The following is a 17,610-nucleotide window of genomic DNA, read 5'->3' as shown; positions in this document are numbered from 1 at the left end:
TGCCCTGTTGTGGGGCCATGGATTATCGGTGGCTGAGCCGCTTGACAATAGGCCTTCGCATTTTTGCAGGGACAGTGTGGCAATTTGCCAACAATGGCCGAAAGCGATAGGGTCGGGAGAGGATGATGAGGGGCAATGGTATCGGTAACGTAAGCCGCCTTGCGCGGGTCGTGATCGTCGGCGGCGGCACCGCCGGATGGATGGCGGCGGCCGCTTTGTCGCGGTTCTTCAACGATGGCCGCCGCACGGTCACGCTGATCGAATCCGACGCGATCGGCACGGTCGGCGTGGGCGAGGCGACCATTCCGCCCATCCGATCCTTCAACGCCATGCTCGACATTCCCGAGGCCGAGTTCCTGCGCGAGACCCGCGGGACCTGCAAACTGGGGATCGAATTCGTGGGCTGGGGCCAGCAGGGCGACCGCTATTTCCACCCCTTCGGCACATATGGGCAAGACCTGCACGGCATCGCCTTTCACCAGCTGTGGCTGCGCGAACATGCACGCTCGGGCGCAGCAGGAGCAGGCGCGATCGGCGCCTATTCGATGAGCACCGCCGCTGCCGCCGCCGGACGTTTCGCCCGGCCCGCGGCAGGCGCGCAATCGGTGGTGCGCGAGATCGCCTATGCCTATCATTTCGACGCGGGGCTCTATGCCGCCTATCTGCGCCGCCTTGCCGAACGGCAGGGCGCGGTGCGGATCGAAGGAACGATCACCAATGTCACCCGCGACGGCGAGACCGGCGACGTAGCCAGCGTCACGCTTGAAAACGGCTCGACCGTCGCCGGCGATCTCTTCATCGACTGTTCGGGCTTTCGCGGGCTCCTGATCGAGGAAGCGCTGGAGACCGGGTACGAGGACTGGAGCCAATGGCTGCCGATGGACCGCGCGCTCGCCGTGCCGTCGCGCAGCCCCGGCCCGCCCGACCCCTTCACCCGCGCCACCGCGCATAGCGCCGGGTGGCAATGGCGCATCCCGCTCCAGCACCGTACCGGCAACGGCCATGTCTATTCGAGCGGCTTCATGGACGAGGACGAGGCGCGGCGGATCCTGCTCGCCAATCTCGAAACCGAACCGCTGGCCGAGCCGCGCGGGCTCAGCTTCCTCACGGGTTTGCGGCGCAAGGCCTGGAACCACAATGTCGTCGCGCTTGGCCTGTCCTCGGGCTTTATCGAACCACTCGAATCGACCTCGATCCACTTGATCCAGAACGGCATCCAGCGCCTCTTCGCGCTGTTTCCCGACCTGCCGATCAGTCCGCTGGAGCGCGACGAATACAACCGCGGGATGCACGAACTGTATCAGGATGTGCGCGACTTCGTGATCCTCCACTATAAGGCGACCCAGCGCGAGGATTCGGAATTCTGGCGCTACGTCAAGCACATGGCGGTGCCCGACAGCCTGGCGCGCAAGATCGCGCTGTGGCAGCACCGCGGGCGGGTGTTCCGCGAGAATGCCGAGCTGTTCAGCCTGCCGAGCTGGGTCGCGGTGATGCTGGGACAGAATATCTGGCCCGAGGCGCATGACCCCATCGCCGACACGCTCGATCCCGACAAGGTCGCCGCAGCGATGGCGCAGATGCGCGCGGCCTATGCCGATGTCGCCGCGCGCCTGCCCGCGCACGGCGATTTCCTGCGCCAGTCGGGCAGCTGGCATATCGCCCCCGAGGCAGCAGTCGCATGAGCGTGCCTCCGCCCGTCACCAGGATCGTCATCGTCGGCGGCGGCACCGCCGGCTGGATGACAGCGGCCGCGCTGGTGCGCGTGCTGGGCCAGCTGCCGGGCCTTTCGGTCACGCTGATCGAGAGCGAGGCGATCGGCACGGTCGGCGTCGGCGAGGCGACCATCCCTCAGATCATCGGCTTCAACCGCCTGCTCGGCCTCGACGAAATGACCTTCATGCGCGAAACCCGCGCGACCTATAAACTCGGCATCGAATTCGTCGACTGGCTGCGGCCCGGGCACGCCTATGTCCACCCTTTCGGCAGCTTCGGGATCGACATGCTGGGGATCGAATTCCAGCACTTCTGGCTGCGCGGGCAAGCGGTGGGCGATAGCTCGCGGATCGACGATTATTCGATCGCGGCGGTGGCGGGCAAGGCGGGGCGCTTTGCCTGGCCGCGGCCCGATCAGCCCAAGTCGCCGCTGTCGAAGCTCAGCTACGCCTTCCAGTTCGATGCGGGCCGCTATGCCCGCTTCCTGCGCGGCTTTGCGGAAAGCGCGGGCGCGATGCGGGTCGAGGGGCGGATCGTCAGCGCGCAGCAGGACGGCGAAAGCGGCTTTGTCACCGGCGTGACGCTGGAAGACGGGCGCGAGGTGACGGGCGAATTGTTCATCGACTGCTCGGGCTTCCGCTCGCTGCTGCTAGGTCAGACGCTAGGCGTGCCCTTTACCGACTGGAGCAAGTGGCTGCCTTGCGACAGCGCCGTCGCCATCCCTTGCGAGCTTGGCGGCGAAAACGTTCCACTGACCCGCTCGACCGCGCGCAGCGCCGGGTGGCAATGGCGCATCCCGCTCCAGCACCGGATCGGCAACGGGCACGTGTTCTCCTCGGCCCATATCGACCGGCAGGCGGCGACCGACCTGTTGCTCGCCAATCTCGACGGCGCGCCGCTGGCCGATCCCAACCACCTTGCCTTCAAGGCCGGGCACCGGGCGCGGGCGTGGGAGAAGAACGTCGTGGCGCTGGGGCTGGCGGCGGGCTTTCTCGAACCGCTCGAATCGACCTCGATCCACCTCGTGCAATCGGGCATCGCCCGGCTGCTGGCGCTGTTTCCCGACACCGGCTTCGGCGCGGTGGAGCGCGACCGCTTCAACGCGGAGACGGAGCGCGAATATATCAACATCCGCGATTTTCTGGTGCTGCACTACCGTGCGAGCGAGCGCGACGATTCGGAGTTCTGGCGTTATTGCCGCAATCTCGAAGCGCCCGATGGGCTGGCCGAGAAGCTGGCGATGTTCCGATCCTCGGGCCGGATCATCCGCGAGAACAATGAGCTGTTTACCGAGGATAGCTGGCTGTCAGTGATGCTGTCACAAGGGGTGACGCCGCGCGCCTATCATCCGGCGGCATGGATGCTGGACGAGGCCGAAACCCGCGAGCGGCTGGCGCATATCCGCGGGGTGATCGCCCAGACGGCGGGGCAATTGCCGACGCAGGCGGAGTTCCTGCGCCAGAACGGCGGCGCGATTGCCGCAGCCGAGCACCTGACCGCGTGACCGCCGCCGGGCTCCCGCCGCCCGCTCCGATGAGCGAGACCGATGGCCCGCTGACTGCGGCACGGCTCGCTTCGCTTCGGGCAGAGGGGCGACCCGTGGTGCTGCGCGGTCTGGTCGCGGACTGGCCTGCCGTGGCGGCGGCGCGGCAGGGCGATGCGGCGATGATCGCCTATCTCTTGCGCGAGCCGACCACGCGCCCCGTCGGCGCGATCGCCGCCCCGCCGTCCGAGCAGGGGCGATTCTTCTACACGCCCGATGCCACGCGGCTCAATTTCGTGCGCGGCAATGGGCGGCTGGAGACATTCCTCAGCGATCTGCTGCGCGCCGCGGCCATGCCCGATCCGCCCGCGATGGCGGTGCAATCGGAAATGATCGACGACCTGCTCCCCGCCTTCGCGCGCGAGAACCGGCTGGCGGCGCTGGCCGATGTCAGGGCGCGCATCTGGATCGGCAACCGCATCCGCGTCGGCACGCATTGGGACGCCAAGGCCAATATCGCCTGTTGCGTTGCCGGTCGGCGGCGCTTCACGCTCTATCCGCCCGATCAGATCGCCGCGCTCTACCCCGGCCCCTTCGAGGTGACCCCGGCGGGCGTGCCGGTCAGCATGGTCGATCCCCACGCGCCCGATCTGGACAAATATCCGCGCTTTGCCGAAGCCGCGCAGCACGCCAGCACCGGCACGCTGGAGCCGGGGGATGCGATCTACATCCCCTATGGCTGGTGGCACGGGGTGGAATCGCTCGACCCGGTCAGTATCCTCGTCAATTACTGGTGGACGCCCGACCATCACGAGGGGATCGGCAACCCCTATGACGCGCTGATGCACGCGATGTTCGCCTTCCGCCACATGCCGAGCGATCAGCGCGCGGTGTGGCGGGGGCTGCTCGATTACTACGTTTTCGGCGCGGAGGGCGATCCGGGCGCGCATCTGCCGGTGCAGGCGAAAGGCATCCTGGGCCCGCCCTCGCGCGAGAACCTTGCGGCGATGCGCGATTTTATCCGGCAGGTGCTCGGCTAGCCCCAAGCGCTCTGGCGAGCCACTGATCATAGGGTGGCGCAAAGTCGAGCGCGGCGCGGGCTTCTGCCTCGAAGGCGGCGCGCGCCGTGCTCTCGCCCGCAGCATCGGCGGCCTGCGCGGCAGGCGGCAGGCCCGGCACCCAGCCCAGCGCCACCAGCAGCGCGAACTGTTCCTGCCCCAGCAAGGGCGACTCTTCGCGAAACGGGATGCGCCCGCGCCGCAGGAACTGGTCGATCACCGCGCCCACCCGGCCCGGCAAGGGCACCGCGCCGAACACGCGCTGGGCTTCGATCCCGGCAAAGTGCAGCGCCAGCACCTCGCGCACCCCCTCCATCATCAGGCCCGAGCGGCGGTTGTATTCCTCGCGCTCGAATGGCGAGATCGCGCGACCCGGCAGCATTTCGAGCAGCAGCGCCAGCTGGCGGTGGGCGAGATCGAGGTGGAGCGGCCCCAGCGGCTCGAACCGCGCGGCGGCATCGCCCAGCGCGACGATATTGCCGATCCACGGACGCTCGGCGCGACCGGGGGTGAGCGCGATGACCGCGCGGGCAGGCAGGCGCAGCAGCGCCAGCGCATCCTCGCGCGGGACATGGGCCGGGGTGCCGAGCATCACCTGCACCCCGTCCCGCCCCGCGATCTCGCTGATCCAGCCGAGGCCGGTCAGCGTGATCCGGTCTTCCAGCGCCGCCATCGGCGCGCCGGGCTGGCTGCAATAGACGCGGCGGGTGGGGAGGCTCGCCGACCAGTCGGTAAAGGCGAAGGCGGGGTGCGCGGCGATGAGGCTCGCCTCGGGGCCGGAGCAGTCGAGGAACAGGTCTGCGGGGATCATGCCCCCGCCCGCCAATCCGACCGCGGCGATGGTATCGCCCTCGCCCGGCTCGATCCGGTCGATCGCGCCTTCGATATAGCCCACCCCGAGCGCCTCGGCGGTGTCGATCAGCAGCGCGCGGTAGGCCGCCGGGTTCCAGCGCAGCGCATAGTCGACCGCCGAGAGCGGCGTCGGCTCGCCCGGCGGCGGCGGCGCGAAACGTCCCGCTTCGGCGAGCACCTGCGCAAGGCTCCCGACCGGCGGCGCCCCCGCGCCGGGCAGTCGCACCGCACCCCAGTCGCGCGCAAAGGCTGTCTTGAGCGCGGGGGCGAGCGTCTCACCATAGGCCAGCGCGCCCGCCTGCCCTGCCCCGCCCCATCCGGCGTAGCGCGTAATCAAGCGATAGGAGCCCCCGGCGCGGGTGACGATATCGGCCTCGTCCAGCCCCAGCCGGTCGTGCAGCTTGTTGGTGAAGGGCATCGCGGTGGACGCGATGTCGGCAAAGGCGGCTGGGCTCGGCGGCGTGCCGATCACCAGCACCTCGCACCCGGGCAGCGCGCGGCGCATCGCGATGGCGGCGAGCACGCCGACCTGTCCGCCGCCCACCACGACGACGCGGCGCAGCGGTTCGCGCGGGTCGCTCACGCCGCCTCGGCGAGCCGGGCGGCCTCGCGCATCAGATAGTCGCGGTGGCCGGGCATCGCCGCGACCTCGCCCGTTACCGCCATCCGCAACCGTTCGGTCGCGCGTGCGAGCGCATCGGGCGCGATCATCGCGGCACGCGGATCGTGGGCTTCGGGCAGCATCCCCTGCCCGACATAGACCGCGATCCAGCTGGCATCGTAGAACAGCCCGTCGGAATATTTCTCGATCCTGGCCGCGCGCCGCCACAGCTCGAGCTTGCCCGCAAGGCTATCGGGCACCTGCATGGTGCGCACGTGGTTCCAGAACTCGGAGTCGTCGCGGGTGGTGGCGTGGTAGTGCAGGATCAGGAAATCGCGCACCCGGTCATATTCCATCTCGACCAGCCGGTTGAATTCGTCCCGGTCGCGCGGGTCGACCGTGCCGGTGGTGGGGAATAGCTCGATCAGATAGGTGATCGCCATCTGCGCGAGGTAGATCGAGGTCGATTCCAGCGGTTCGAGGAACCCGCTGGCGAGGCCGATGCCGATGACATTGTGGCTCCACGATTGCGCGCGGCGGCCGGGGCGGAACTTGAGAATGCGGGGATCGGCGAGCGGCGTGCCTTCGGCGCTGGCAATGATCGCCTCGCAGGCCTGTTCCTCGCTGATATGGGCGCTGGAGAAGACGTAGCCATTGCCCATGCGGTGCTGGAGCGGGATCTGCCAGCGCCATCCGGCGGGCATGGCGGTGGCGGTGGTGTAGGGGCGCACGTCTTCGGTGGCATGGGTGCAGGGCATCGCCGCCGCGCGGTCGCAGGGGAGCCAGTGCGTCCAGTCCTCCCACGCCTCGCCCAGTTCCTGCCCAAGCAGAATCGAGCGAAAGCCCGAGCAATCGACGAACAGATCGCCCTCGATCCGCCGCCCGTCGGCAAGGATCAGCGCGGTGACATCGCCGCTCGCCCCGTCCCGCTCGACCGTGACGACGCGGCCCTCGTGCCGCTCCACTCCGATCCCGCGCGCGAAGTCCCGCATGAAGGGGCCGAACAGCGTCGCATCGAACTGATAGGCATAGCCATAGGTCGAGGCGAGGCTGTCATCGCCTGCGGGCGGGCGAAAGCGGTTGGCCTTGGCTGCCGCCACCGCCAGCGAATAATCGCCCAGATCGCGCGCTTTGCCGTGGCGGGCGAGCTCCAGCCACCAGTGGTGAAAGCCCACCCCCTGCACTTCCTCGCCGAAGCTACCGAAGGGGTGGATATAGCTCTCCCCGATGCGCCCGAAATCGCGGAAGTCGATGCCCAGCTTGTAGGTCGCGTGAGTGGCCTTCATGAAAGCCGCCTCGTCGATCCCCAGCCGCTCGACGAAACCGCGAATGTGGGGCAGCGTCGCCTCACCCACCCCGACGATGCCGATCTCCTCACTCTCGACCAGCTGCACGTTAGCGATGCCAGGGAGCAGCTTGGCGATCCCGGCGGCGGTCATCCACCCCACCGTGCCGCCGCCAAGGACGACGACACGGACGGGGGAAGATGTAGGCGAGGTCATGGCGTCCACGCTATCACCGCTTGGCTCAGCCGACCATCTCCTCCAGTTCCTTGCCCTTGGTCTCGACGATGAAACGCTGGACGAGGAAGAAGCTGATCGCGGCGCTGATGGTGTAGAATAGGTAGGTCGGCGCAAGGCCCAGCCCGCTTGCCATGCTGGGGAAGCTCTGCACCACGGCGTAGTTCGCGCCCCATTGCGCCAGCCCTGCCACGGCCAAGGCGGAACCGCGCATCTGGTTGGGGAACATCTCGCCCAGCATCACCCACATCACCGGGCCCCAGCTGAAGTTGAAGAAGATCACGTAGAGGTTCGCCGCGACCAGCGCGATCCAGCCGGCGCTTTCGCTCAGCGACAGATTGCCCGCCGCATCGGTGCCCGCGCCCGAGAACGCCCAGGTCATCGCGCCCAGCGTCGCCGCCATCCCGGCAGAACCGATCAGCAGCAGTGGCTTGCGCCCGATCTTGTCGATCAGCAGCAGCGCCGCGAACACCGCCGCGATCGACACGAGGCCGGAGATGATGTTGCGTTCAAGCGCGACCTCCTCCGATACGCCCGCGAGCCGCCACAGCGTCTCGCCGTAGTAGAAGATCACGTTGATGCCGACGAATTGCTGGAAGGTCGCCAGCAGGATCCCGGCCCACACGATCGGGCGGAAGATCGTGCCCTTCGCCAGCACATCGGACAGGCGCGGGCGGTGATCGTCGGCAAAGGAGGCGCGAATTTCGACCACCTTGCGCTCCGCCTCGTCGCTGCCGAACAGCCGGGTGAGCACCGCGCGCGCCTGTTCTTCGCGGCCGCGGTTGATGAGGTAGCGCGGGCTTTCGGGGATGAAGAGCAGCGCGACGAGGAACACCGCGGCGGGCACGGCCTGCGCCAGATACATCCACCGCCACGCCGGCAGACCGCCCACCTCACCCAGCGAATCGCCCGCCGCCTGTGCGAGGAAATAGTTGACGAGGAACGCCGCAGTGAGGCCGGTGATGATCATCACCTGCTGCACCGTCGTCAGCCGTCCGCGGATCTTTGCCGGGGCCACTTCGGAGATATAGAGCGGTGACAGCACCGAAGCCGCACCCACGGCCATGCCGCCCATGAAGCGCGCGATCACGAACAGCGTGTGACTGTCAGTCTCGCCCTGCACGATCGCGCCGATCAGGAACAGCAACGCGGCGATCACCATCACCCGCTTGCGGCCCAGCGCGTCGGCCAGCCGCCCGGCCAGAAACGCGCCCGCCGCACAACCGATCAGCAGCGAGCCGACCGTGAAGCCCAGCCCCTTGTCATCGAGCGCGAAAGCCTCCTTGAGCCCCGCCTGCGTCCCGTTGACCGCCCCGCTGTCGTAACCAAACAGCAACCCCCCGATCGTCGCGACAGCCACGATCGCCGAAATCAGCACCATGTTGGTGCCGCCACGCGTTGTTTCCAAGATCCCTCTCCCCGGTTGCGTTGTTGCAACCCTCGCCATTTATGGTAGCGCTACCTTTGAACGAAAATCGTAGCTTGGCAAGCCGCGTTTTCACACACGAGATTCGAAAGTTCGGGAGAAAGACGATGTTGACGGGCAAGAACCTGATTGCGGGCGAATGGCGCGATGGCGCGGCGCATTTCACGGCGGTGGAAGCGGCGAGCGGTGCGGCGCTGGAGCCTGTCTTCGCGCAAGGCTCGGCCGAGGATGTGGCCGATGCCTGCGCTGCGGCGGCGGCGGCGCAACCGCTCTATGCTGCCCTGCCCCTGTCGCAGCGCGCGGCCTTCCTGCGGCTGATGGCGGAGAAGATCGACACGCTGGGCGATACGCTCACCCAGCGCGCCATGAAGGAAAGCGGCCTTCCCGAAGCGCGCCTCAATGGCGAGCGCGGGCGCACCGTGGGCCAGCTGCGGCTGTTTGCCGAGGAAGTCGAGAACGGCGGCTGGCAGGGCCTGCGGATCGACCACGCGCAGCCGGACCGCGCGCCGCTGCCCAAGCCCGACCTCAGGATGCGCAAGATCCCCGTCGGCCCGGTCGCGGTGTTCGGTGCCTCCAACTTCCCGCTCGCCTTTTCGGTCGCGGGCGGGGACACCGCCTCGGCGCTCGCCGCAGGGTGCTGCGTGGTGGTGAAGGGCCACCCGGCGCACCCCGGCACTTCGGAGCTGGTGGCAGGCGCGATCCTTGAAGCCATCAAGGAAGCCGGACTGCCCGAGGGCGTGTTCAGCCTCGTCAACGGCACCGAGAACGCGCTGGGCGAAGCGCTGGTGAAGGACCCGCGCATCGCCGCGGTCGGCTTCACCGGCTCGCGCGCCGGGGGCCTTGCACTGATGGGCCACGCCGCCGCGCGGCCCGTGCCGATCCCGGTCTATGCCGAGATGAGCAGCGTCAACCCGGTGGTGCTGATGCCCGCCCGGATGGAGGAAGCTGCCGAATCGCTCGGCACCGCCTATGTCGGCTCGCTGTCCTTGGGTGCGGGGCAGTTCTGCACCAATCCGGGCATCGTGCTGGCGATCGCGGGCGAGGCGACCACCCGCTTCATCGCCACCGTCGCCGAGGCGCTGGCCGCGATCCCTGCGCAGACCATGCTGACACCGGGCATCCACAGCGCCTATGCCAAGGGCATCGAAGCGATTGCCGGACATGGCGCGACGCTGGTCGGCACCGGCGCGGAAGGGGCGGGCAGCTGCGGGCGCGCGCAGGTCTTCACCGTCAGCGGCGCCGATTTCCGCGCCAATCCGGCGCTGGGGCATGAAGTGTTCGGGCCTTCGTCGATCATCGTCACCTGCGCCGACATGGACGAAGTCGCCGCGATTCTCGCCGGGATGGAGGGTCAGCTGACCACCACCCTGCACATGGCCCCCGGCGATTACCCCGCAGCGCGCAATCTGATGCCGATCCTCGAAGGGCTGGCAGGGCGGATCATCGCCAATGCCTGGCCGACCGGCGTGGAGGTGACCCACGCGATGGTTCACGGCGGCCCCTTCCCCGCCACCTCCGACGGGCGCAGCACCTCGGTCGGCACGCTCGCGATCGATCGCTTCCTGCGTCCGGTCAGCTATCAGGATCTCCCCGCCGCGCTGTTGCCCAAGGCTTTGCTCGACGGGCCCAGCACGGTGCTGCGGCGGGTCGATGGACGCTTCGAGGCACAGGGGTGAGGGCGGCATGGAAACGCAAGGTATGACACGCAGACAGGCCATCGAAGCGGGCGCGGCGACCGCAGCAGCCGTGGCGGCAAGCAGCGCGCTGGCGCAGGGTGCGCAGCCCACGGCGCAAGGTCAGCCGATGCCCGATGGCGTGACGCTCCCCGCCTCCCCTCCGCCCGCGCCGAAGCCGGGGAGCGTGGGCTTCGCCATCATCGGCCTCGGCGACTATGCCCTGAAGCAGATCATGCCGCGCTTCGCCCAATCGGGGCGCTGCCACATCGCAGCGCTGGTCTCGGGCAATCCCGAGAAACTGGCGCGCGTCGGAGAAGCCTACGGCGTGCCGCCCGAAGCGCGCTATTCCTACGACGACTTCGCCGCCATCGCCGCCAATCCTGCGGTCGAGGCGGTCTATATCATCCTCCCCACCGGGCTCCATGCCGAATGGGCCGAGCGCGCCTTTGCCGCGGGCAAGCACGTGATGTGCGAAAAGCCGATGGCGCTTTCGGCCGCCGAATGCGAACGCATGATCGCCGCCAGCGAGCGTGCGGATCGCAAGCTGATGATCGGCTATCGCTGCCATTTCGAGCCCTACAACCGCGCCGCGATGGAGCTGACGGCGAGCAAGGCGCTGGGCGATCTGCGGCTGATCCGCACCGAGCATTCCTACCGCCTCGGCCCGGCGACGCCTGCGACCAACTGGCGTATCGCCCGCGCGCAGACCGGCGGCGGCCCGCTGGAGGATTACGGCATCTACGGGCTTCAGGCCGCGCTCTACCTTTCGGGCGAAATGCCCGAACGCCTGAGTGCCTCGGCGTGGCGGCCCGAGGGCGACCCGCGCTTTGCCGAGGTCTTCGCGCACGTGGCGGTGCAGATGCACTTCCCTTCCGGCACGGTGGCGCAGGTCGTCACCTCCTACGATTCGGCCGGGATCAACATGGTCGAGGCGCGCGGCACCACCGGATCGCTCAGGATGCATCCGGCGACCGGCTATGGCGGCAATACGCTGGTGCTGGAGACGGGGAACGAGCGCCGAGCGATGGAGCCGGGCGATCCCGAGGTGCAATTTGCCGCGATGCTCGATCACCTCGCCGCCGCGATCCGCGACGGCACGGCGATCTTCACCCCCGGCGAAATGGGCCTGCGCGATGTGCGCCTGATGGAAGCGATCTACGCCTCGGCGGCAAGCGGGCGGAGCGTGGCGCTGAAGCCGGACGGAACGATGCGGGGGTAACTGGCGCGCCCGGCAGGACTGTCCGCGACGCTGGTGCGCCGCGTTCATCTCCGCAGCCTGCGGCTGCTCCGATTCCGAACGAGATTCGCTCCTTTAGGGCCCGCCAATCCACCCAGCCCCTACGGGGCCGAATGATTGGCGCGCCCGGCAGGACTCGAACCTGCTGCCTCAAGATTAGAAGTCTCGCGCTCTATCCAGATGAGCTACGGGCGCGCGCCGGGTGCGTCATTAGCGCGCTTTGCGGGTCAGGCAAATCGCGCTAACCGTCCGGGCGATGGAAAACACCGATCCCGCCGCCGCCTTCGACCGCGATCCGACCGACGGGATCGTCGCCACCAGCCACGCGCCGATCACCTTTCGCTACTACGATCTGGTGATGGCGGCCTTCGTTGCGATCCTGCTGCTTTCGAACATCATCGGCGCGGCAAAGCTGACCTTTGTCGACGTGCCCTTCTGGCCGCAGGGCTGGTGGCCCGCGCCCGATGGCGTCTTCATCTATGGCGCGGGGATCCTGTTCTTCCCGCTGGGCTATGTGATCGGCGACGTGCTCACGGAAATCTACGGCTTTGCCAAGGCGCGCCGGGTGATCTGGGTCGGGACCGGGGCGATGATCTTCCTTGCCTTCATGTCCTATATCGTCACCGCCCTGCCCCCCTTCGGCGGGTGGGAATGCGCGGCGAGCGGCTTTGGCGGGGAGCGCCCACCGACCACCACCGGCAATCCGGCGATCCCCGGCGGGGCAATCTGCCAGATGACCTATGAAAGCGTGTTCGGCAGCACCTGGCGCATCGTCGTCGCCTCGATCACCGCTTTCTGGGCGGGGGAGTTCGTCAACTCCTTCGTCATGGCCAAGATGAAGGTCTGGACCAAGGGCCGCGCCCTGTGGACGCGCACCATCGGATCGACCTTTGTGGGGCAAGGGGTGGACAGCCTGATCTTCTACCCCGTCGCCTTCTACGGCATCTGGACGACCGAGGCCGTGCTGACGGTGATGGTCACCAACTGGGCGCTGAAAGTGGTGTGGGAAGCGGTTCTGACGCCGGTCACCTATGCCGTGGTGAACCGGCTGAAAAAGGCCGAGGGTGTCGACCTGTTCGACCTCGACACCGATTTCTCGCCCTTTGCGAGCAGCGACCCGAAAACCGCCTAGAGCGCGCTTTCGGGCACCACGTCGACCCGCCAGCCCAGCTTCAACCGCTGGCTGAGCAGCTTCATGTCCTTCTCGGTCGGCTGGCCGAACAGCGCGGCGTGGCTTTCGGCGAGGCGCAGCACCAGCGTGTCACCCTCCACCACCAGCCGGCTGACTTCGAGCGAGCGGCGCGATTGCGCCCCCAGCCTGCGGGCCAGCCGCAGGGCGAGGCCCCAGCGCAGCGCTTCCTCCAGCGCCTCGGCACTGGCGAGCGCGCGCACTTCGGCGGGAAGATTGAGCTGGTTGCCATTGGCCGAAATCGCGGCGGCAAGCATCGCCCGACCCTTGCCGTCGATCCCCACCCAGCGCTTGTGCAGCGCCCAGTTGATCGCCTGGGGGAGACGGATGTTGGGCTCGATCTGCATCGCGGCGAGCGCGAGCATGGTCGCCGCCAGCCGCAGCCGCTCGCTGCCATGTTCGCGCGCCGGCGCCGCATCGAGCGTCCAGGCCGCCATCCGGGTCGCAAGCGTCGCTTCGGAAGCGCGCTGGGCGGCGAACACCGCCACCCCGGCGAGCAGCGGATCCTGCGTCCGGGTGTGCGCGGGAAGGCGATCATAGAGCAGCCCCTCGCGCAGGCCCCATGACGAGAACACGACCTTCTCCGGCGCGAGCCGCGCCAGCAGCGCCTGCAACAGCACTGCGGCATCGGGCAGTTTTTCGGCACGCATCGAGGAGATGCGGTCGCGCGCCTTGATCGTGTCCGCGTCGGTCGCCGCCAGCGCCGCGACCAGTTGGCGGGCAGTCGCGGCATCGACTTCGTAGCCGTGCGGATCGCTCAGGGCATAGCGCTGGAACGCCATCGCGAAGACCGCCATCGCGCGCCAGGTGCCGCCCACCAGATAGAGCGTGCCATTGGCCTCGGGCGGATTGCCGGACAAGTCCCACCCGCCCTTGCGGATCGCCTTGTCGAGCGCCTTCATCATCTCCGCCCGCGCGCCCTCGCCCTTGCGGCCCGGGGGACGATAGTCGGGCAGCCGCAGCGTGCCCAGCGGCAGGCTGGTGGCGCTTTCGGTGGTGCCCGCGGCCACCTTGACCAGTTCGAGACTGCCGCCGCCCAGATCGGCCACGATCCCGCGCGCGTCGGGGAAGGCGCCGATCACGCCATGCGCGCTGAGCAGCGCTTCCTCCTCGCCCGAGATTACCCGCGGCTTCAGCCCCAGCGCGCGCAACTGGTCGACGAATTCGCCGCCATTGGCCGCATCGCGCACCGCTGCCGTCGCGACGGTGTCGATATCGGTCACGCCGAGATCGGCGAGCAGCAGCGCGAACCGCTTGAGCCCGCGCAGCGCCATCGCCATCGCCTCGTCCGCGAGCCTGCCGGTGGCCGCGATCTCGCGCCCGAGCCGCGCGGTCACCTTCTCGTTGAGCAGCACCGTCGGCGCGCGCATCGTTCCGCCGTAGACGACGAGACGCACCGTGTTCGAGCCGATGTCGATGATCGCGCGTTCGGGCGCAGCGCCCGCCAGACCGCCATCGCGCCCCTCGCGTCGTCTGCGCCAGATCATGCCGAAGCTCCCCGTCGCAAGCTGAGCTTGGGCACCGCCCCTGCCTCCAGTGAACCCCCGCGCCCGGAGAGCGAGGGGTTGGTCATGAAATAGCGGTGACAGTTGAAGGGCCGCGCGCCCTCCTCGGTCTCGACCCGCGAATAGCTGCCGTCGGAATGCAGCCACCAGCTCTGTTCGGTGTCGAGCATGTTGGCGAGCAGCACCTGCTGCAACACCTGATCGTGCACCGTGCGGTTGAGGATGGGGATCAGCGTCTCGATCCGGCGGTCGAGGTTGCGCCCCATCATGTCGGCCGAGGCGATGAAGACCGCCGACTGCGCGCTGGGCAGACCGTGGCCGTTGCCGAAAGCGTAGATGCGGCTGTGTTCGAGAAAGCGCCCGATCACGGACTTCACGCGGATATTCTCGCTCATGCCCGCCATGCCCGGACGCAGGCAGCAGATGCCGCGAACCACCAGTTCCACCTGCACGCCGGCATTGCTGGCGGCGTAGAGCCGGTCGATCACGCCTTCGTCGGTCAGCTGGTTGCACTTCATCCAGATCGCCGCCGGCTTGCCCTTGCGGGCATGGGCGATCTCGGCGTCGATCCGGTTGTAGATTTCCTGCCGCAGATCGATCGGCGCGATATGGATGCGCTCCAGCTCGTGCGGCTCGACATAGCCGGTGATGAAGTTGAACATCTTGGCCGCATCGCGCGCCAGCTTGGGATCGGCGGTGAAAAAGCTGAGGTCGGTATACACCCGCGCGGTGACCGGGTGGTAATTGCCGGTGCCGAAGTGGCAATAGCTGCGGAAGCCATCGCCCTCGCGCCGCACCACCATCGCCACCTTGGCGTGGGTTTTCCAATCGGTGAAGCCGTAGATCACCTGCACGCCCGCACGTTCGAGCTTGCTTGCCCACTTGAGGTTCTGCTCTTCGTCGAAGCGGGCCTTGAGCTCGACAACCGCCGTCACCGACTTGCCTGCCTCGGCCGCCTCGATCAGCGCACCCACCACCGCCGACTGAGAACCCGCGCGGTAGAGCGTCTGCTTGATCGCCACCACGTCGGGGTCGAGCGCGGCCTGCCGGATGAAGTCGACCACCACCTCGAAGCTTTCATAGGGGTGGTGGATGATGATGTCCTTCTCCCGGATCGCCGAAAAGGCATCGCCGTCATGCTCGCGGATGCGTTCGGGAAAGCGCGGGGAATAGGCATCGAACTTGAGATCGGGGCGATCCTCGCCGACGATTTCGGAGAGCCCGTCGATCCCGATCATGCCATCGGTCTTGATGACGGCGGCCTCGTTGATGCCGAGTTGTTCGCGCAGCAAAGTCTCGGCTGCGGGGTCGAAATCCTCTTCCAGCTCCAGCTGGATCACCTGACCGCGGCGGCGGCGCTGGATCGCGCTGCGGAAGGTGCGCACCAGATCCTCGGCCTCTTCCTCGATCTCGATATCGCTGTCGCGCAGCACCCGGAACAGGCCGTCACCCTCGATCGCGAAGCCGGGAAACAGTGCGGAGGCATAGCGCTGGATCAGGCTGGCGATGGAAATATACAGCGCCCCGCTGCCGCCCGTCACCTCGTCCGGCACGCGCACGAAACGCGGCAGGGCGCTGGGGATCAGCACCATCTCGATCAGCTGTTCGCGCGTCGCATCGCGGGTCAGCGTGAAGAGCAGGCCCAGCCCGCGGTTCTGAACGAAAGGAAAGGGATGTGCCGGGTCGAGCGCCTGGGGCGTGATGATCGGCAGGATCTCGTTGAGGAAATAGCCCTTCAGCCACTTGTGCGCCGCCGCGCTGACGCGCTGTTCATCGGCGATGTGGATGTCAGCGCCCGCGAGGCCATCTCGTACCTTGCGCCAGATCGTCTGCTGGATGGCGCTGAGTTCGGTCAGCTTCTCGCGAATTGCGGCAAGCTGCTGCGTGGGGCTGCGCCCGTCGATGGACGGCGTCGCCAGCCGCCGCTGCACCTGCCCGACCAGCCCGGCGACGCGGATCATCATGAATTCGTCGAGATTGCTGCCGGAAATCGACAGGAACCGCAGCCTTTCGAGCAATGGGTAAGCGGGATTGTCCGCCTCGGCCAGAACGCGCTGGTTGAATTGCAGCCAGCTCAGTTCGCGGTTGAAATAGGGGGATTCATCAGGCCCGAGTTCGGCCATCGGCACCGGCCCTGCACTGGCTGATGCGTCCATGCTGCCCTTGGGTGACGTGCTCATCGCTTTCCTGTTCTGCCATGCCCGCCAGCCGGGCGCGCGTGGCCTCGCCTGTGTTCGCTTGGCGCGAAGGTGTAAATCACCAAGCGATGCTTGTCACACCAATGTCAAGTTGATGCGGAACGGAAGGTTGGCATCACCCGCGAGCGCGATCCGAAATCAAACCAGCGTCTTGCTGTCCGCTATGGCGGTGATGCCGCGCTTACCGTTGGCATCGCGCCCCAGTTGCACGATCACGTCGATCACGCCTGCGGCATAGGCGATGGTGTCCTGCCGGGTCAGGCCGATTCCGGTCTGCATCACCATCAGCGAGAGTTGTTCGAGCGCACCGCGCAAGGAGTTGGCGTGGATGGTCGAGAAGCTGCCGGGGTGCCCGGTGTTGATCGCGCGCAGGAAGCTGACGCTCTCCGCCCCGCGCAATTCGCCCAGCACGATGCGGTCGGGGCGCAGGCGCAGCGCGGCTTGCAGCAGCTCGTTGGCGGTGACCTTGGCCTCCCCCAGCTCGCCCTTGACGGCGACCAGCCCGACCGCGTTGGCGCCGGGGAATTTCAGCTCGGGCGTATCCTCGACCAGCACCACGCGCTCTTCAGGCGGGATCTCGCCGAGCATGGCGTTCAAAAAGGTGGTCTTGCCGGTGCTCGTACCGCCCGAGATAAGGATAGTGCGCCGCGCGCGGATCGCGGCGCGCAGGAATGTGATGGGCGAGGCATTGGGATCGGGCAGGTCAGGCACCGCCTCGCCCGCCAGCGGGCCGGTGTCATAGGCATCGAGCGGCAGGTCGAGCCGGCGGTGGCGGCGGATCGCCATCACCCAATGCTTGCGCGCCGCGGGCGGCCCGCAGAATTGCACCCGCGCACCATCGGGCAGGGTCGCGCCGAGCAGCGGATGCTCGCGGTTGATCCCCTGATGCGAGACGCGCGCGACCTGTTCGGCCAGGCGCTGCACCAGCCGGTCGTCGATCTCGGGCGTGTCGATGCGTTGCATGCCGGGGCTGGCGGCATCCTCAATCCATACTTCGCCGGGGCGGTTGACCATGATCTCGGTCACCGTGTCGCGTTCCAACCAGCGGCGGAAGGGCGCGAGATAGGCGTCGAGATAGACGCTCCGCTCCGCCGTCAGCGGCACGGCTGCGCCCTCGTCGCCCCCCAGCCGGTGGATGTCCGCGCTCATCGG

The 17,610-nt window shown here is 67.8% G+C and carries 12 protein-coding genes and 1 tRNA gene; 6 read left to right on the top strand and 7 right to left on the bottom strand.

The window, feature by feature from the left end; genetic code table 11:
• The first annotated feature begins 122 nt into the window (after nt 1-122).
• The 3 genes from E2E27_RS07705 to E2E27_RS07695 are packed head-to-tail and all read left to right on the top strand — an operon-like array spanning nt 123 to nt 4,236.
• The gene (locus tag E2E27_RS07705) at nt 123-1,682 is read left to right on the top strand and encodes a tryptophan halogenase family protein (protein WP_234036237.1); all 1,560 of its coding nucleotides are present in this window, start codon (nt 123-125) and stop codon (nt 1,680-1,682) included.
• Nucleotides 1,679-3,217 (top strand): tryptophan halogenase family protein, encoded by a 1,539-nt coding sequence (locus tag E2E27_RS07700; RefSeq protein ID WP_141458398.1) that lies wholly within the window; start codon nt 1,679-1,681, stop codon nt 3,215-3,217. Before E2E27_RS07705 ends, E2E27_RS07700 begins: the two co-directional genes overlap by 4 nt.
• On the top strand, nt 3,214-4,236 hold the full coding sequence (locus E2E27_RS07695) for a cupin-like domain-containing protein (protein WP_234036236.1): 1,023 nt from the start codon (nt 3,214-3,216) through the stop codon (nt 4,234-4,236). Before E2E27_RS07700 ends, E2E27_RS07695 begins: the two co-directional genes overlap by 4 nt.
• Here the strand turns inward: E2E27_RS07695 and E2E27_RS07690 are convergent.
• From E2E27_RS07690 to E2E27_RS07680, 3 genes are read right to left on the bottom strand one after another with little or no spacing between them, the layout of a single operon-like run.
• Nucleotides 4,214-5,689 (bottom strand): tryptophan 7-halogenase, encoded by a 1,476-nt coding sequence (locus tag E2E27_RS07690; RefSeq protein WP_141458396.1) that lies wholly within the window; start codon nt 5,687-5,689, stop codon nt 4,214-4,216. The two genes, E2E27_RS07695 and E2E27_RS07690, sit on opposite strands and share 23 nt — an antisense overlap.
• Nucleotides 5,686-7,209: a tryptophan halogenase family protein gene (locus tag E2E27_RS07685; protein ID WP_141458395.1), complete on the bottom strand. Its 1,524-nt coding sequence runs from the start codon at nt 7,207-7,209 to the stop codon at nt 5,686-5,688. Before E2E27_RS07685 ends, E2E27_RS07690 begins: the two co-directional genes overlap by 4 nt.
• A gap of 25 nt (nt 7,210-7,234) precedes the next feature.
• Complete coding sequence (locus tag E2E27_RS07680; RefSeq protein WP_502705538.1) at nt 7,235-8,638, bottom strand: sugar porter family MFS transporter; 1,404 nt, start codon at nt 8,636-8,638, stop codon at nt 7,235-7,237.
• A gap of 122 nt (nt 8,639-8,760) precedes the next feature.
• On the opposite strand from E2E27_RS07680, the gene E2E27_RS07675 reads away from it, so the two are divergent.
• Both E2E27_RS07675 and E2E27_RS07670 read left to right on the top strand, forming a co-directional pair.
• Nucleotides 8,761-10,329, top strand: coding sequence for an aldehyde dehydrogenase (NADP(+)) (locus tag E2E27_RS07675; RefSeq protein ID WP_141458393.1), 1,569 nt, complete (start codon nt 8,761-8,763; stop codon nt 10,327-10,329).
• 22 nt (nt 10,330-10,351) lie between these two features.
• Nucleotides 10,352-11,548, top strand: a complete 1,197-nt coding sequence (locus E2E27_RS07670) for a Gfo/Idh/MocA family protein (protein ID WP_234036235.1) — start codon at nt 10,352-10,354, stop codon at nt 11,546-11,548.
• Between the two features lie 136 nt (nt 11,549-11,684).
• Here E2E27_RS07670 and E2E27_RS07665 read toward each other — a convergent pair.
• Nucleotides 11,685-11,761, bottom strand: a tRNA-Arg gene (locus tag E2E27_RS07665).
• 61 nt (nt 11,762-11,822) lie between these two features.
• On the opposite strand from E2E27_RS07665, the gene E2E27_RS07660 reads away from it, so the two are divergent.
• Nucleotides 11,823-12,698: a queuosine precursor transporter gene (locus tag E2E27_RS07660; RefSeq protein WP_141458391.1), complete on the top strand. Its 876-nt coding sequence runs from the start codon at nt 11,823-11,825 to the stop codon at nt 12,696-12,698.
• Here E2E27_RS07660 and E2E27_RS07655 read toward each other — a convergent pair.
• From E2E27_RS07655 to virB11, 3 genes are all read right to left on the bottom strand, one after another.
• On the bottom strand, nt 12,695-14,242 hold the full coding sequence (locus E2E27_RS07655; protein ID WP_141458390.1) for a Ppx/GppA family phosphatase: 1,548 nt from the start codon (nt 14,240-14,242) through the stop codon (nt 12,695-12,697). The two genes, E2E27_RS07660 and E2E27_RS07655, sit on opposite strands and share 4 nt — an antisense overlap.
• Nucleotides 14,239-16,383, bottom strand: coding sequence for an RNA degradosome polyphosphate kinase (locus E2E27_RS07650; RefSeq protein ID WP_234036255.1), 2,145 nt, complete (start codon nt 16,381-16,383; stop codon nt 14,239-14,241). Before E2E27_RS07650 ends, E2E27_RS07655 begins: the two co-directional genes overlap by 4 nt.
• Nucleotides 16,384-16,596: 213 nt before the next feature.
• The gene (gene virB11 / locus E2E27_RS07645; protein ID WP_141458388.1) at nt 16,597-17,607 is read right to left on the bottom strand and encodes a P-type DNA transfer ATPase VirB11; all 1,011 of its coding nucleotides are present in this window, start codon (nt 17,605-17,607) and stop codon (nt 16,597-16,599) included.
• Nucleotides 17,608-17,610 lie beyond the last annotated feature (3 nt).

It is taken from the genome of Porphyrobacter sp. YT40 (assembly GCF_006542605.1).
Lineage (GTDB): Bacteria > Pseudomonadota > Alphaproteobacteria > Sphingomonadales > Sphingomonadaceae > Erythrobacter.
Note: the sequence above shows the minus strand (reverse complement) of the source record. Positions and strands in the feature narration are given on the sequence as shown.

Coding starts and splice junctions, on each gene's coding strand:
- E2E27_RS07705 (WP_234036237.1), top strand. CDS start 123: ATGATGAGGGGCAATGGTATCGGTAACGTAAGCCGCCTTGCGCGGGTC.
- E2E27_RS07700 (WP_141458398.1), top strand. CDS start 1,679: ATGAGCGTGCCTCCGCCCGTCACCAGGATCGTCATCGTCGGCGGCGGC.
- E2E27_RS07685 (WP_141458395.1), bottom strand. CDS start 7,209: ATGACCTCGCCTACATCTTCCCCCGTCCGTGTCGTCGTCCTTGGCGGC.
- E2E27_RS07675 (WP_141458393.1), top strand. CDS start 8,761: ATGTTGACGGGCAAGAACCTGATTGCGGGCGAATGGCGCGATGGCGCG.
- E2E27_RS07670 (WP_234036235.1), top strand. CDS start 10,352: ATGACACGCAGACAGGCCATCGAAGCGGGCGCGGCGACCGCAGCAGCC.
- E2E27_RS07660 (WP_141458391.1), top strand. CDS start 11,823: ATGGAAAACACCGATCCCGCCGCCGCCTTCGACCGCGATCCGACCGAC.
- E2E27_RS07655 (WP_141458390.1), bottom strand. CDS start 14,242: ATGATCTGGCGCAGACGACGCGAGGGGCGCGATGGCGGTCTGGCGGGC.
- E2E27_RS07650 (WP_234036255.1), bottom strand. CDS start 16,383: ATGGCCGAACTCGGGCCTGATGAATCCCCCTATTTCAACCGCGAACTG.
- virB11 (WP_141458388.1), bottom strand. CDS start 17,607: ATGAGCGCGGACATCCACCGGCTGGGGGGCGACGAGGGCGCAGCCGTG.